Here is a 15481-nt window from a genome sequence, read left to right as displayed (position 1 = left end):
ACGTCCGGCCGGCCCCGCGGGGTGCCTCAGGGGCGGTCGGAGCCGTTGTAGCTGCCGCTGTGGTGGGAGCCCTGGGCCGGGACGGCGCCGTAGTGGCCGGGCCGGTGGCCGCGCGGGTGCCGGGTCAGCTTGTAGCCGAGGACGCCGGCCAGCGCGGCCAGGAAGCCGCCGGCGATCGTCCAGTACCAGCGGCTGTTCCAGCCGGAGAACCAGCCGGTGTACCAGTGCTCCTCCTGGGCGACCGGGGCGGCCGCCTTGGCCGTGCTCGCGCCGCCGCCGACCGGCGGGACCAGCGGGGCCTTCAGCTCGCCGCCCTCCGGCTGGGCGTTGTCGGCGTCGCCCTTGGCGGCGACGTGCAGCTGGACCGAGGAGGCCAGGCCGAGGTCCGGCTGCGGGACGTCGCTGACCGACAGCCGCACGTAGTAGGTGCCGGGCAGCGGGTCGCCGGACCACGGCTCGGCCCAGGTGCGGACCTCGCGCAGGGTGCAGTTCAGCGCCAGGGCGGCGGTGCTCTGCTCGGCGGTGGCGTTCTGGGTACCGGCGGTGCACGACTGGCGCCGGCGCAGTCCGTCGAAGATCTCGACGGACCAGGTCTGCGGGCCGTGCCGGTCGGCCGTGGGGGCCAGGTTGACGGTCAGGTCGACCGTCGGGGTCTGGCCCTCGGAGGCGCCGAACGCCCAGTACAGGTAGTCACCGGTGGAGACGGAGACGTTGGCGTCCTGGCCGGGGGAGAGGTTGACCGCGGTCAGGAACGAGGTGCCGGCCTTGGTCGCCGGGGCCGGGGTGCCGTTCGCACTCGCCGAGGGGGACGGCGAGGCGGCCGAGGCCGCCGGGGCGCCCAGGGCGCTCAGAGCCAGGGCGGGCAGCAGGGCGAGGGCGGCGAGGGCGCCGCGAATCGTCGTACGCATGGTCAGTTCTCCCGCCAGACGGCGATCCGCCAGCGCGCGATCCAGCCGAAGACCAGACCGAAGGCCAGGCCGGCCAGGGTGAGGGTGAGCAGCAGGATCCAGCCGCGGCCGAGGCCCATCGCGGCGCCCTCCGGGGCGGGCGAGGCGGAGGCCAGGTCGACGGTCAGCTCCAGCGGCATGCCGGGGTCGGCCAGGACGCCGTTCTGCGGGGCCAGCGAGTTGCTGACGACCAGGCAGACGGTGGTCTCCGGCTTCTCCTTGGAGCCCTTCGAGGCGGTGGGGCTCGCGGTGACGTAGCCCTTGGAGTCGTCGGTGGACCAGCGCAGGCCGGTGGAGACCACGTCGGTGCGGCCGCTGCCGGCGTCGGTGCCGCGGACCAACTCCTGGCCGGTCGCGCTGGTGGCCTGGAGCAGCACCCCGTAGTCCCGGGCGACCGGGCGGTCGAGGGCGACGCTGACCGAGGCGCGCAGTTCCTGGCCGGACTTGACCGGGACCTTGTAGACGCGGTGCTCGGAGAACTTCTCGCGGTCGGTGTAGACGCCCGGGGCGAGCACGGGGGCGCTCTCGCACTTGTCGGTGCCGGCGGTCTTGACCGGGGCCACCGTGTAGGTGTCGTTGGAGCGGTCGACCAGCTGCTTCACCTTGTCGGTGAGCTGCTCCTGGGTGCGGACGTCGGTATAGGTGCCGCCGGTCGCGTTGGCGATGCAGAGCAGCTGCTGGCGGGTCTTGTCGTCGTGGGCCAGGCCCAGGGTGTCGACCACCAGGTGGATGCCCTGGGAGGCGAGCTCGCGGGCGACGTCGCACGGGTCGGGCGGGGTGCAGGTGTCCTCGCCGTCGGTGATCAGCACCACGCGGCGGGTGGTCTCGCCCTTGCCGAGGTCCTGGGCGGCGCCGCGCAGGGCCAGACCGATCGGGGTCCAGCCGGTGGGCCGCAGGGTGGCGACGGCGGTCTTGGCCTCGACCTTGTTGGTCCTGCCGACCGGGAAGAGCTGCTTGGTGTCCAGGCAGCCCTGGGCCTTGTCGTTGCCGGGGTAGTTCGCGCCCAGGGTGCGGATGCCGAACTCGGTCTCCGCGGGCAGTGCGTCGATCACCTCGTTCAGCGACTGCTGGGCCACCGAGATGCGGCTCTTGCCCTGGATGTCCGTGGCGGTCATGGAGCCGCTGACGTCCAGGACGAGGTCGACCCGGGGGGCCTCCTTGGATGCGGGGGCGGCCCCGGCTGATGGTTCGTCGGCGTGGGCGGGCAGGCCGAGGAGCAGCGAGGCGCCCGTTATCGCCAGGGCCGCCAGCAGGCTGCCGAGCCTGGTCTGTGGTCGTCGTCCGGTAGTCACCCGGCCGATCCTAGGGATCATCAGTTCATCGTGGCGAAACGAGTCCGGATCGTGCCTCAACCAGCTCCGGCGCGAACTCCGGCGCATCGGTGCGCAATTCGCTGACGCCGGGCTTATGCGCCGTGGATAGCCTTCCGTACGCATCGGACGGCGGAGGGGGCGCGATGGAGCTGGCGGCGGTCGGCAAGCGGTACGGGCGGCGGGGGCGGTGGATCCTGCGCGGGGTGGACCTGACGGTCGGGCCGGGGCAGTTGGTGCGGATCGCCGGGCGCAACGGGAGCGGCAAGTCGACGCTGCTGCGGCTGGTCGCCGGGATCGAGCGGCCCAGTACGGGGCGGGTGGTGCGGCCCGGCCCGGCGGCGTACGTGCCCGAGCGCTTCCCGCCGGCGCTGCCCTTCGACGCCTCCTCCTACCTGCTGAGGGTGGGCCGGGTGCACGGGCTGTCGGCGGAGCGGGCGCGGCGGCGGGCGGGGGAGTGGCTGGACCGGTTCGGCGTCGCGGACCGGGCGGGCACGCCGCTGAGCCGGCTGTCGAAGGGCACCTGCCAGAAGGTCGCGGTCGCCCAGGCACTGCTCCCCGAGGCGCGGGTGCTGCTGCTGGACGAGGCCTGGACCGGGCTGGACCCGCAGGCGCGGGCGGTGCTGGACGAGGCGGCCGCCGATCGGGCGGCGGCGGGCGGCACGGTGCTGTTCGTCGACCACGACCCGGCCCGGCTGGCCGGGCTGACCAGCGCCGCCTACGGGGTCGGCACGGACGGCGTGCTGCGGCCCGTCGAGGACGGTCCCCAGGAGCCGCCGCGGGACGGGCCGGTGATGGAGGTCGAGGTGGACGTCCCGGACGGCGCCCCGCTTCCTCCGCTGCTGCCGGGGGCGCCGGAGGTCACCGCGCTGGCCGGGACGGCGGTGCGGCTGGCGGTGCCGGCCGCGCACTCGGACGCGCTGCTGCGCCGGCTGCTGCTGGGCCGCCCGGCCGTCCGGGTGCTGGCGGTGCGGCGGCGCGAGGAGGGGCAGCGGTGACGGCGCGGATCGGGGCGCTGACCCGCTACCACCTGGAGCTGCTGCTGCGCTCGCACGCCTGGCTGCCGCCGTTCCTGGCGTACGCGCTGCTGCTGGTGGTCGGGGTGGCGGCGGGCGACCCGCTGCTGGGCGGCCTCGGCTTCGGCGCGGGGGTGCTGCTGCCGGTGAGCGCCTGGTACGTGCGCAGCGTGCTGAGCGCGGAGCCGCCGGCCTCGCGGGCCTGCCTGGTGGCGGCGGCGGGCCCGGTCCGGGTCCACCTGGGGGCGCTGCTGGCGGCGCTGACGGTGTCGCTGGTGCTGGCGGCCGGCCAGGTGGCGGCGGTCTGGTGGACCAGTGGGCCGGTGGCCGACCCGGGGGCGCGGCAGGAGCCGGGGGCCGGGGCGGCGGTGGCGGCCGGCCTCGCGGCCTCGGTGGTCAGCGCGCTGCTGGGGGTGCTGGCCGGGGCGCTGGCGAACCGTCCGGTGCTGCTCCGCCCGCAGTACGGCATCCCGACGGCGCTGGGGCTGGCCACGCTGCTGCTGGTGGTGCCGGTCTCGCCGGCCAACACGGCGGTGCGCGCTCTGGTGTCGGCGGCCCGGACCGGGCGGATCGAGGTGCCGTGGGCGAGCCTGTCGGCCGCCGTCGTCCTGCTGGCCGCAGTGGGGGCGGGGGTGGCGGCGCTGGCCGGGCGGCGGCCGGAGTGACGACCCCGGGACGGACCGGCGGGCCCGGGCGATTCCGTCGACGGCGGACACACCGCAGCGAATAGTCCTACATATGGACAACCCTCGCCAGGGTGCGGCACCGGGACCCGGCCGGCCCGGCGGACAGCGGGGCCACCGATGTGACGGGTGGCGCCCTGGCCGCGCCGATCGCCCGGTCGGTGATGCGGGCGGTGCTCGGCGGGTGATCCCCGCGCGGCGCCGACCTGCTGCTTTAATCGCCGGGAGGTAGAAGCGCCGTTTACGAAGTGTCCGGTTTGTACATCACTGTGCGCCAATTCGGACAATGCGCCGGTTGGGACTGTTCGTTTGCGACACTGGTGCTTTCGCCGGGTACTGTCCCATGTTTGTTCGGTTGATCCCCGATGACACCCCAGGGTGTTTCGGGTGACCAGCCACCAGGACACCCTCCCCCGCCCAGAAGGACCGCAGTTTTGGCCAGCAACACCCTTGGTGCGCGTCTGCTGCGACGCAAGCCCGTCTCGACACTGATCGCCGAGACCGAAGGCAAGAACTCCCTCCCGGCCGGTGCGCCCGAGGAGGGCGGGCGCTCCGGCATCCACCTGCGCCGCTCGATCGGGCTGTGGCAGCTGTCCTCGATCGGCATCGGCGCCACCATCGGCACCGGCATCTTCTTCGTGCTGAACACCGCGGTGCCCTCGGCCGGCCCGGCCGTCATCCTGTCCTTCGTGATCGCCGCGGTCACCGCCGGACTCACCGCGCTCTGCTACGCCGAGATGGCCTCCGCGATCCCGGTCTCCGGCTCCTCGTACTCCTACGCCTACGCCACCCTCGGCGAGGGCGTCGCCTTCGGCGTCGGCATCTGCCTGCTGATGGAGTACGGCGTCTCCGCCTCCGCGATCGCGGTGACCTGGGCCGAGTACCTGAACAAGTTCTTCGACCTGGCCTTCGGGTTCACGATCCCCGAGGAGCTCTCCGGCGCGCCGGACAGCACCCACTGGTTCAACCTGCCGGCGCTGCTGCTGGTCGCCATGGTCTGCGTCCTGCTGATCCGCGGCGTCAGCGAGTCGGTCAAGGTCAACGCGGTGATGGTCGCGATCAAGATCCTGATCCTGCTGATGTTCATCGGCGTGGCGCTCACCGGCTTCCACTCCGGCAACCTGAGCCCGTTCATGCCGCTCGGCTTCAGCGGCGTCCAGATCGCCGCGTCCAGCATCTTCTTCTCCTTCATCGGCCTGGACGCCGTGTCCACCGCCGGCGAGGAGGTCAAGAACCCGCGCCGCACCCTGCCGATGGCGATCATCATCTCGCTGGTCGTGGTGACCCTGCTCTACATCCTGGTCGCCCTGGCCGGCATCGGCGCCCAGCCCTGGCAGAAGTTCGACGGCCAGGAGGCCGGCCTCGCCCAGATCCTCCAGGACATCACCGGCCAGAGCTGGCCCGCGATGGTCTTCGCCTTCGGCGCGATCGTCTCGATCTTCAGCATCACCCTCGTGGTGATCTACGGCCAGACCCGCATCCTGTACTCGATGGGCCGCGACGGCATGCTGCCCAAGCGCTTCGCCCAGCTCTCCCCGCGCACCGGCACCCCGATCTGGAACACCATCGTGGTGGGCCTCGGCGTCGGCGCGCTGGCCGCGTTCATCCCGCTGCGGGTCCTGGCCGACATCACCAGCCTCGGCACGCTCATCGCCTTCTCGGTGGTCTCGATCGGCGTGATCGTGCTGCGCCGCACCCAGCCCGACCTGCCGCGCGGCTTCAAGGTGCCCGGCTACCCGGTCGTCCCGCTGATCAGCGTCGGCTTCTGCATCTACCTGATCACCGGCCTGCACGCCGACACCTTCCGGGCCGGGGCGATCGCCCTCGCCGTCGCCCTGGTCGTCTACTTCGGCTACAGCATCCGGCACTCCCGGCTGGAGCAGGCCGGGCAGCCGTCCGTCTCCTCGGACAGCTCCGCCGACTGACCCGGAACCAGAACCCGGTGAAGGGCCGCCGGCCGCCGAGGCGGCCGACGGCCCTTTTCCCGCCAACGCCCGTCCGGTGTCCAACGCCATGGCGACAGGGCCCGGCTCCCACCCATAACCTTCCACCATGGTGAGCACCCGCACGCCCGGCTACTTCCGCCCGCGCGGCCGCTTCACCGGCCGCAGCAGAACGCCGGCCCAGACCTCCGCGACCGAGGCGTCGTCCGGACCCGGACGACCGCCGCGCGGCTTCTCCGTCCGCCCCTTCCCCCGACAGCGTGGCGAGAGCACCTTTCCGCCCACGCCCGATCGGCTGAACGGCGCCCGGCTCGCCGGGCTCGCCTCGATGCGGACCGTCCAACTGCTCGGCTGCCTGGTCGCGGCCGGCTGGGCCGCCGCCTTCCCGCTCGTCTCCGACCTGGCCAACCAGCGGCTGTGGGGCCTGATCGCGGCCCCCGCCTACGTCCTGGCCGGACTGCTCTGCCTGACCCTGCCGCGTCGCTTCGCGGCCCGTGCCGCCGCCTCGGTCGCCCTCGTCGGGGCCGTCCTGGTCCCGCTGGCCCTGCTCGCCCTGAACGGTCGCCACCAGTCCGAGGTCATGGTGGTCGAACGCTCGGCCCACCTGCTGCTCACCACCGGCACCGCGTACCTGCCGCACCCGGTGGTGGTCACCGACTACAACCCGTACCTGCCGGCGATGTCCCTGTTCGGGATGCCGCGCCAGCTGCTCGGCGACTCCACCGCCTTCGCGAGGGTCGCCGGGGACGCCCGGATCTGGTTCGCGCTGACCTTCTTCGTCTGCCTGCTGGCCGCCTGGCGGCTGCTGCGGCCCGCCCGCCCCGCCGGGGGCGACCCGCGCGCGCCGCTGCTGCCGCTGGCCGTCCTCACCGCCTCGCCGCTGATCGCGCTCGCCCTGGCGGTCGGCGGGGTGGACCTGCCGCTGATCGGGGTCTGCTGCCTGGCCATGGCGCTCGCCGAGCGGGACCGCACCGTCGGCGCGGGACTGGTGCTCGCCCTCGCCTGCACCCTGAAGTGGACGGCCTGGCCCGCGCTGCCGGTCGCCGTCCTGCTGCTCTGGCGGCTGTACGGCCGCCGCCCCGCGGCCCGGACCGCGCTGATCGGGATCGGGGTGAGCACACTGGTGATCCTGCCCTCCGCGCTGGCCCAGCCGGCCGCGCTGCGCGAACAGGTGGTGCGCTTTCCGCTCGGGATGACGGCGATCCGCACCCCGGCGGGCAGCCCGCTGCCCGGCAAGGTGCTGGCCGGCTTCGGACCGACCGGGCACGCGATCTCGCTGGCGCTGATGACCGTGGCCCTGGTCGCGGTGGCGATCTGGCTGCTGGCCCGGCCGCCGGTCTCCGCGATCGCCGCGGCGGACCTGCTGGCCGCCGGGCTCGCCATCGCCTTCATGCTGGCCCCGGCCGGGCGGTTCGGGTACCTGGCGCTGCCGGTGGTGCTGATGATCTGGCCCCGGCTGGCGGCCCGCCGCTGGAGCAGCCGGCGCCCGGTCCCGCCCGGCCGGGTGCGGGAGAGGCCGCAGCCCGCGCTGCCGCGCGGCTGAGAAAGCCCCGGCCCGCCCTGCCGTGAGGCCGGGCGGGCCGTTCGCTCGGGGCCGTCTGCCCGGGGGGCCTACCGGCCGGCGGCCTTCAGGATGGAGGCGACGGCCGGGCCGGCCGCGTCCACGCCGTGGCCGCCGCCCTGGACCTCGGCGGCCACCGCGAGGTTGCCCCGGTAGGCGGTGAACCAGCTGTTGGTGACGTCGACCCCGGCGACCTCGGCCGAGCCGGTCTTGGCGCCCGCGTTGTCGGTGATGCCGGCCATCACCTCCTTGGCGGTGCCGCCGGTGGCGGTGGCCGCCATCATCGCCTTCAGCTTGGCGTCCACGTCGGGGGAGAGCGGGCGGGCGGCCTTCTGCTGCGGCAGCTCCGCCACCAGGATCGGCTGCTTGAACTCGCCGCTCTGCACGGTGGCGGCGACCGAGGCGATGGCCAGCGGGTTCATCTGGACCTTGCCCTGGCCGATGTAGTTCATGGCCTGCTCGTCCTTGCTGCCCGGCGTCGCCGGCACCTTGCCGTCGGTGTTGGGCAGACCGGTCTTCCACTCCAGGCCGATGCCGAACACGTCCTTGGCCGTGCCGGACAGCGTCTCGGGCTTGAGGCTGGCCAGGCCCTGATTGATGAAGGCGGTGTTGCAGGACATCATGAAGTCCTGCTGGAGCGTGTTGTTCGGGAAGGCGCCCGGGAACGAGTTCGGGATCGGGTGCGCGTTGCCGCTCTTCTCCGGGCAGGCCACCACGGTGTCCGGGTTGACCCCGTTCTCCAGTAGCGCCGCCGAAGTGATGATCTTCATCGTCGAGCCCGGCGCGAGCAACCCGGTGAAGGCCCGGTTCTGTCCGTTGGCCGGCGAGTTGGCGAAGGCCAGCACCTGACCGGTGCTCGGCTCGATCGCCACGACGGAGGCCGGCTTGCCGCCCAGGTCGGTCATCGCCTTCTCGGCGGCGGCCTGCAGGGTGTTGTCGATGGTCAGCTTGAACGGCTTGCCGGGCTTCGGCTCGACGATGGTGAACAGCTTGTCCTGGGCGCCCTTGCCGGCCGGGTCGGAGATCACCACGGCGCTGCCCGCGTCCTGGTCCTTGGCCGGGTCCGGCGGCAGCAGCTTGTTGGCGTTCTCCTGGAGGGTGGTCATCAGCGCCTGGGTGAGCGAGGCGCCCTGGACCGGCTTGCCGTTGCGGTCCACCACCGTGGACGGCGGGGCGAAGACCGGCTGGACGGCGATGGTCTCGTTGCCGGACAGGTGGGGGTGGACCACCGAAGGCGCCCAGTGCACGGCCGGGGTGTTGTCGCTCATCTTCACGACGCCGAGGAAGCCCTGGTAGTCCCAGGCCCGGCTGGTGCCCGCGAACTCGGCGCGCGCCTTGTAGGACATCAGGGTGCCGGTGGGGCCGGGCGTGGCGGTGGCGGACGGTGTGTCGCTCGCACCCGGCGTCGCGGAGGCCCCGGCGGACGGCTTGGCGGCGGGGGCGGGGGTGCCGGTGGCGGCGGAGAAGACCTGCTGGGTGGTCGGGCCGAACGGGGTGAGGGTCAGCGCGCTCGGCTTGACCTGGTCGCGGAAGGCGGTCAGACCGGCCGTGGCCGCGGCCGGGTCGTCGGTCAGCGAGGCCGCCTTGGCGATGTCGCCGGCCGCCCAGGCCGTCAGGAAGTCCTTCAGACCGGCTGTCGCCTGCTCGGCCGACGGCGGTTCGGCGACCACGGTGCGCGGCTTCTTGCCGCCGGAGCCGTCCGAGTCGTTCATCAGGCTGTACGCGCCGTAGCCGCCGCCCGCGAGGACGGCGATGGACACGCCGGTGATGATGCCGATCTTCGCGCCACTGCGCATGGTGCAGGTCCCCCAGGGGTCTCGCGGCCGGGCGCAACCGGCCGGGGCCGGAAACGCGGTACCCCCCCACCCTAGGCAGCACGGATCGGTGCGCCGGCGAATCGCCCGGCACTTGTGACGGATCTGGTACGTGTTGTGCACCGCATACGGACGAATCGCGGGAACCCGGTGCGCCCGGGGCGGATCAGATCCAGGTGTTGAACCACATCCGGCGGCGCCAGTCCTCCAGGGGAATGGTCTGCCCGGTGAACAGCGGGAAGAAGAAGAGGAAGTTCCAGAGGATCAGCAGGATCAGCAGGCCGGCCGCCGCCGATCCGATGATCCGGCGGTCCCGGGAGGCTCCGGGCGGCCCGATCAGCGCGCCGATCAGCATGGTCACCGCGAGCACCAGGAACGGGACGAAGACCACCGCGTAGAAGAGGAAGATCGTCCGCTGCTGGTAGGCGAACCAGGGCAGGTAGCCGGCGGCCAGGCCGCAGAGCAGCGCGCCGGCCCGCCAGTCCCGCCGGGCCGCCCAGCGCCACAGGCAGTAGGCCAGCGCCACGAGGCCCGTCCACCACAGCAGCGGGGTGCCGATGCCCAGCACCTCGCGGGCGCAGTCGGCGGCGGTGCAGCCGGCCTGGCCGTACTTGGGGGACTCGTAGAAGAAGGACACCGGCCGGCCCAGCACCAGCCAGGACCACGGGTTGGACTGGTAGGTGTGCGGGTCGCTCAGGCCGACGTGGAAGTCGTAGACCGTCGAGTGGTAGTGCCACAGGGAGCGCAGGGCCTCGGGTATCCACGGGAAGTCGGTGGAACGGCCGACCGCCCAGTCCCGGCCCCAGCCGCCCCGGCCGGGGGCGGTGCTGCTGGCGAACCAGCCCCACCAGGACGCGATGTAGACCGCGACCGACACCACGACGACCGAGACGAAGGCCGGCACCACGTCCCGGGCGAGCACCGCCAGGAACGGGCGCGGGGCGCCGGCCAGGCGGCGGGCGCCGACGTCCCAGAGCACGGTCATCAGGCCGAAGGCCGCCGCGACGTACAGGCCGCTCCACTTGGTGGCGCAGGTCAGGCCGACGCAGACGCCGGCCGCGATCCGGTACGGGCGCCAGCCCAGGTTCAGCCGCTGGGCGAGCCGCGGGTCCTCGACGCCGCCCAGCCTCCGGGCCAGCAGGGCCCGGGTGCGGTCGCGGTCCAGCAGCAGGAAGCCGAAGGCGGCGAGGGTCCAGAACATCACCACCAGGTCGAGCAGGGCGGCCCGGCTGAGCACCAGGTGCAGGCCGTCCACCGAGAGCAGCAGGCCCGCCACGCAGCCCAGCAGGGTGGAGCGGAACATCCTGCGGGCGATCCGGGCCACCATCAGCACCGACAGGGTGCCGAGCAGGGCCACCGCGAACCGCCACCCGAAGGGGTTCATGCCGAACAGCTGCTCGCCCGCACCGATGATCCACTTGCCCACCGGCGGGTGCACCACGTACGAGGGCGTCGCCCGGTACGGGACGGCCGCGCCCGGCGTCATGATCGTGGCGTTGGCGTCCTCCGGCCAGCTGATCTCGTAGCCGCCGTGCCAGAGCGCGTACGCGTCCTTGGCGTAGTACGTCTCGTCGAAGATGATCGCGTGCGGCTGCCCGAGGTTCGTGAACCGCAGCAGGCCGGCGAACACCGCCACCGCGACCGGGCCGAGCCAGCCGGCCCAGCGGCAGAGGAAGAACCACAGGCCCTGCGGCAGCGAGACGCCCAGCCGCAGCAGCAGCGGCGACTGCGGCACGTCCCGGGGCGTCACCCGGGGGCCGTCCGGCATCGGCGGTGCCAGGCGCTCGGTGAGCGTCGCCGTGGCGCGGGCGGTCCAGCCGTACCCGGCCAGGCGCTCGCGCCAGCCGGCCGGCCCGGACCGCGGCGCGGGCCCGGCCTGGGGCGAGCGGGGGGACGGCAGGCCGGCGCCGCCGTACGCGGAGTGGTCCGTACCAGTGGGCGTCTGGGCCGCCGTGTCGCCGTTCATCCGCCACATCGTAGGGGCGCTCTTCGTACGCGTGTCCGCTCCCTCGGAAGCTGACCGAATCGTCACCAAAAGCCCCGGGCGCGCGACAGCTGCAAGGATGGGGACCGTGACAGGAGTACTCGTTCTCGCAGGCACCCCCATCGGCGACGTCTCGGACGCCCCGCCCCGGCTGGTCAACGAACTGGCCACGGCGGACGTGATCGCGGCCGAGGACACCCGGCGGCTGCGCCGGCTCACCCAGGCCCTGGGGGTGACCCCGGCCGGGCGGGTGGTCTCCTACTTCGAGGGCAACGAGGTCGGCCGCACCCCCGAACTGGTCGAGGCGCTGCTCGGCGGCGCCCGGGTGCTGCTGGTCACCGACGCCGGCATGCCCTCGGTCTCCGACCCCGGCTACCGGCTGGTCGCCGCCGCCGTCGCCGCCGACGTCAAGGTCACCGCGGTGCCCGGGCCCTCGGCGGTGCTCACCGCGCTCGCGCTGTCCGGCCTGCCGGTGGACCGCTTCACCTTCGAGGGATTCCTGCCGCGCAAGAACGGCGACCGCGCCCGGCAGCTCGCCACGATCGCCGCCGAGCCCCGCACCATGGTCTTCTTCGAGGCGCCGCACCGGATCGCCGAAGCGCTCACGGCGATGGCCGAGGCGTTCGGGCCCGAGCGTCCGGCCGCCGTCTGCCGCGAGCTCACCAAGACCTACGAGGAGGTCAAGCGCGGGCCGATCGGCGAACTGGCGGCCTGGGCGGCCGAGGGCGTCAGGGGCGAGATCACCGTCGTGGTCGCCGGCGCCCCGCCGGCCGCGCCCCAGGAGCTGACCCCGGCCGAGCTGGCCCGGCTGGTCGCCGTCCGCGAGGAGGCCGGGGAGCGCCGCAAGGAGGCCATCGCGGCCGTCGCGGTGGAGCTCTCGCTGCCCAAGCGGGAGGTCTTCGACGCGGTCGTGGCGGCGAAGCGGGAAGGCCTGGGAGGAGCCCCGGGACAGGGGTGAATACCGGGGGTTGCGTTGCTCACGGGGAGTCGTACCGTGGAGGGAAGGCCCCGGTAAACACCCGCTGAGCTGAAGCTTCGGTCGCGGTTTTCGGTCCCGTGGAGGCCCTTCGTATAGGGCTCCCCAACCGGCATCCAAGTCTTCACAAGTGGGGCGTCACCCGGGGATGTCCGGGCATTTCCTGGAAGGGAAAGACCCAGCCGGGCGAGCGTCCGGCGGGCGCTGGGAGACGGCCATGAGCGATGTTGTCGGTAGCCCGCGCAGTGGCAACGCACTGAGCACCGCCGGTCTGGCCGGCCGGCCGCACACTCCCGTCGAAACCGTACGGGAGGCCTACTCCTTCGCGTGCCTGCGCTGCGGGTACGGCTGGGAGCAGGCGTACGACATCGAGCACCACGTGGCCACGGACGGCCACGTCGTGTTCGAGTACCACGCCAACGGCGTCCGGGTGCCGTCCCCGCTGCTCAAGCCGACCTGCCCGGGGTGCGGCGGCCACACCGTGCGGATCATGCGCGAGGGCCGGGTGGCCACCGCCGACCAGCAGTGGCAGCACGCCCCCGGCTACCCGGCGCACGCCGAGCCGGCCGGGCCGCCCCCGGCGGCCGAGCCCGCCCGGCCGCGCGGACGCTGGGCCCGGTTCTGGTCGCGGCTGCTGGGCTGACACCGCGGCGACGAGGAGGGACCGCCCCCGGCCGGGAACAACTCGGTCGAGGGCGGTCCGCGCGCCCGACTAAGCTTTCCGACCATGGCGGCCACTGCAGACCACAGCACCACCGGGGCGACCGCCCCGGCGTACTACGTTTCCACCCCGATCTACTACGTCAACGATCGCCCGCACCTGGGCCACGCGTACACCACCGTGGCGGGCGACGTCCTCACCCGCTGGCACCGCCAGCGCGGCGAGAAGGTGTGGTACCTGACCGGCACCGACGAGCACGGTCAGAAGATCATGCGGACCGCCGAGGCGAACGGCGTCAGCCCGCAGCAGTGGTGCGACAAGCTGGTCGAGGAGGCCTGGAAGCCGCTCTGGGAGCACCTGGAGATCGCCAACGACGACTTCATCCGCACCACCGAGGAGCGGCACACCGACCGGGTGCAGGAGTTCGTCCAGGACCTGTACGACAAGGGCGAGATCTACAAGGGCGGCTACTCCGGCCCGTACTGCGTCGGCTGCGAGGAGTTCAAGCTCCCGGCCGAGCTGCTCGACGGCGCGACCGCGGACGAGAAGCTCTGCGCCGTGCACAAGCGGCCGGTCGAGTGGCTGGAGGAGGAGAACTACTTCTTCCGCCTCTCCGCCTACGGCCCGCGGCTGCTGGAGTTCTACGCGGCGAACCCGGACTTCATCCAGCCCGCCTCGGCCCGCAACGAGGTGCTGCGCTTCGTCGAGCAGGACCTCAAGGACCTCTCGATCTCCCGCTCCACCTTCGACTGGGGCGTCCCGCTGCCCTGGGACGAGAAGCACGTCCTGTACGTGTGGGTCGACGCGCTGCAGAACTACATCACCGCGGCCGGCTACGGCAGCGACCCGGAGCGCTTCGCCGAGCTGTGGCCCGCCTCGGTCCACCTGGTCGGCAAGGACATCCTCCGCTTCCACGCCGTCATCTGGCCCGCCATGCTGATGGCCGCCGGGCTGCCGCTGCCCAAGCGGGTCGTCGCCAACGGCTGGCTGATGGTCGGCGGCGAGAAGATGTCCAAGTCCAACCTGACCGGCATCGCGCCCACCGACCTGACCTCGCACTTCGGCGTGGACGCGTACCGCTACTACTTCCTGCGGGCGATCCCGTTCGGCACCGACGGCTCGTTCTCCTGGGAGGACTTCACCGCCCGGTACACCTCCGAACTGGCCAACGACTTCGGCAACCTGGCCTCCCGGGTCGCCGCGATGGTCGGCAAGTACTTCGACGGGGTGCTGCCCGCCGCCACCGCCGCCGGTGACGCCGAGCAGGCCGTCGCGGACGGGCTGACCGCGGCGGTCGCCGCCGCCGACCTGAAGATCGGCGAGGAGCTGGACTTCGCCGGCGGCCTCGCGGCGATCTTCGAGTTCGTCAAGCAGGTCAACGGCTACCTCACCACGCAGGAGCCGTGGAAGGTCGCCAAGGACGAGTCCGAGGAGGGGCAGGCCCGCCTGGCCACCATCCTCTACACCGCCGCCGAGGCGCTGCGCGCCACCGCCGTGCTGCTCAACCCGGTGATGCCGTCCACCGCCGAGAAGCTGTGGGTCTCGCTGGGCGCCGAGGCCGCCGGGCTGGGCGCGCTCGGCGCGCAGACCGTCGCCACCGTCGCCGACTGGGGCCGGCTGCCCGTCGGTGCCACCGTCACCAAGGGCGAGATCCTCTTCCCGCGCCTCGAAGAGAAGCCGACCGCCTGACATGGCCGCCAAGGACGACGCCCGGTCGACCCCGCCGCCGCTGCCGGAACCCCTGGCCGTGGCGGTGGCCGACTCGCACACCCACCTCGACATGCAGTCCGGCACCCCGGCCGAGGGCCTGGCCAAGGCCGCCTCGGTCGGCGTCACCACGGTGGTCCAGGTGGGCTGCGACGTGCCCGGCTCGCGCTGGGCCGCCGAACTGGCGGCCCAGTACGAGCAGGTGCACGCGGCCGTCGCCCTGCACCCGAACGAGGCGCCGCGGATCTTCCTCGGCGACGCCGACGGCTGGTCCGGGCAGCAGCGGAAGGCCGGCGGCGCCGCCGCGCTGGACGAGGCGCTCGCCGAGATCGACCGGCTCGCCGCCCTCCCGCAGGTGGTGGCGGTCGGCGAGACCGGCCTCGACTACTTCCGCACCGGGCCGGAGGGCGTGGAGATCCAGAAGGAGTCGTTCCGCCGCCACATCGAGATGGCCAAGCGGCACGGCAAGGCCCTGGTCATCCACGACCGCGACGCCCACGAGGACGTCATCGCCGTCCTGCTGGCCGAAGGCGCCCCGGAGCGGACGGTCTTCCACTGCTACTCCGGCGACGCCGGGATGGCCAAGATCTGCGCCGAGCACGGCTGGTACCTCTCCTTCGCCGGCCCGGTCACCTTCAAGGCCAACCAGCCGCTGCGCGACGCCCTACTCGCCACCCCGCTGGACCGGATCCTGGTCGAGACCGACGCCCCCTTCCTCACCCCGCACCCCTACCGCGGCCGCCCGAACGCCCCGTACCTGATCCCGGTCACGGTCCGCTCGATGGCCGCCACCCTGGGCCTGGCCGAGGACGAGCTGTGCACGGCCGTCGCGGCGAACACCGCCAGGGCCTTCGGGTACTGAGCCCGAGGGCGGGGGCC

The 15481-nt window shown here is 73.2% G+C and carries 12 protein-coding genes; 8 read left to right on the top strand and 4 right to left on the bottom strand.

What is annotated here, in order from left to right:
- Positions 1–26: 26 nt before the first annotated feature.
- On the bottom strand, positions 27–908 hold the full coding sequence (locus tag ACWGJO_RS12095; RefSeq protein WP_452183340.1) for a peptidase: 882 nt from the start codon (positions 906–908) through the stop codon (positions 27–29).
- Between the two features lie 2 nt (positions 909–910).
- Positions 911–2239, bottom strand: a complete 1329-nt coding sequence (locus ACWGJO_RS12090) for a VWA domain-containing protein (protein ID WP_380539280.1) — start codon at positions 2237–2239, stop codon at positions 911–913.
- Positions 2240–2403: 164 nt separating this feature from the next.
- On the opposite strand from ACWGJO_RS12090, the gene ACWGJO_RS12085 reads away from it, so the two are divergent.
- From ACWGJO_RS12085 to ACWGJO_RS12070, 4 genes are all read left to right on the top strand, one after another.
- Complete coding sequence (locus tag ACWGJO_RS12085) at positions 2404–3255, top strand: ATP-binding cassette domain-containing protein (protein ID WP_452183339.1); 852 nt, start codon at positions 2404–2406, stop codon at positions 3253–3255.
- Positions 3252–3938: an ABC transporter gene (locus ACWGJO_RS12080; protein WP_452183338.1), complete on the top strand. Its 687-nt coding sequence runs from the start codon at positions 3252–3254 to the stop codon at positions 3936–3938. The genes ACWGJO_RS12085 and ACWGJO_RS12080 overlap by 4 nt, the downstream gene beginning before the upstream one ends.
- A gap of 383 nt (positions 3939–4321) precedes the next feature.
- On the top strand, positions 4322–5881 hold the full coding sequence (locus ACWGJO_RS12075; RefSeq protein ID WP_380354743.1) for an amino acid permease: 1560 nt from the start codon (positions 4322–4324) through the stop codon (positions 5879–5881).
- Positions 5882–6008: 127 nt separating this feature from the next.
- Entirely contained in the window at positions 6009–7442 is a 1434-nt protein-coding gene (locus ACWGJO_RS12070; protein WP_452183337.1) for a glycosyltransferase 87 family protein, read from the top strand.
- Positions 7443–7510: 68 nt separating this feature from the next.
- Here the strand turns inward: ACWGJO_RS12070 and ACWGJO_RS12065 are convergent, their stop codons facing one another.
- Positions 7511–9256, bottom strand: coding sequence for a penicillin-binding transpeptidase domain-containing protein (locus ACWGJO_RS12065; protein ID WP_452183336.1), 1746 nt, complete (start codon positions 9254–9256; stop codon positions 7511–7513).
- A gap of 184 nt (positions 9257–9440) precedes the next feature.
- Positions 9441–11249 (bottom strand): dolichyl-phosphate-mannose--protein mannosyltransferase, encoded by a 1809-nt coding sequence (locus tag ACWGJO_RS12060; protein WP_452183335.1) that lies wholly within the window; start codon positions 11247–11249, stop codon positions 9441–9443.
- Positions 11250–11346: 97 nt separating this feature from the next.
- Between ACWGJO_RS12060 and rsmI the strand changes: the two genes are divergently transcribed.
- The 4 genes from rsmI to ACWGJO_RS12040 all read left to right on the top strand — a co-directional run bounded on the left by rsmI (position 11347) and on the right by ACWGJO_RS12040 (position 15464).
- Positions 11347–12216, top strand: coding sequence for a 16S rRNA (cytidine(1402)-2'-O)-methyltransferase (gene rsmI / locus ACWGJO_RS12055; RefSeq protein ID WP_387692635.1), 870 nt, complete (start codon positions 11347–11349; stop codon positions 12214–12216).
- Between the two features lie 235 nt (positions 12217–12451).
- A complete protein-coding gene (locus ACWGJO_RS12050; RefSeq protein WP_452183334.1) occupies positions 12452–12877 on the top strand; it encodes a hypothetical protein in 426 nt (141 codons plus the stop codon).
- An 84-nt stretch (positions 12878–12961) separates the two neighbouring features.
- Positions 12962–14584, top strand: a complete 1623-nt coding sequence (gene metG, locus ACWGJO_RS12045; protein WP_452183333.1) for a methionine--tRNA ligase — start codon at positions 12962–12964, stop codon at positions 14582–14584.
- A gap of 1 nt (position 14585) precedes the next feature.
- On the top strand, positions 14586–15464 hold the full coding sequence (locus ACWGJO_RS12040) for a TatD family hydrolase (protein ID WP_380354732.1): 879 nt from the start codon (positions 14586–14588) through the stop codon (positions 15462–15464).
- The last annotated feature ends 17 nt before the right edge of the window (positions 15465–15481 follow it).

It is taken from the genome of Kitasatospora sp. NPDC054795, from assembly GCF_053611565.1.
This window is presented reverse-complemented; position numbering and strand designations above follow the sequence as displayed.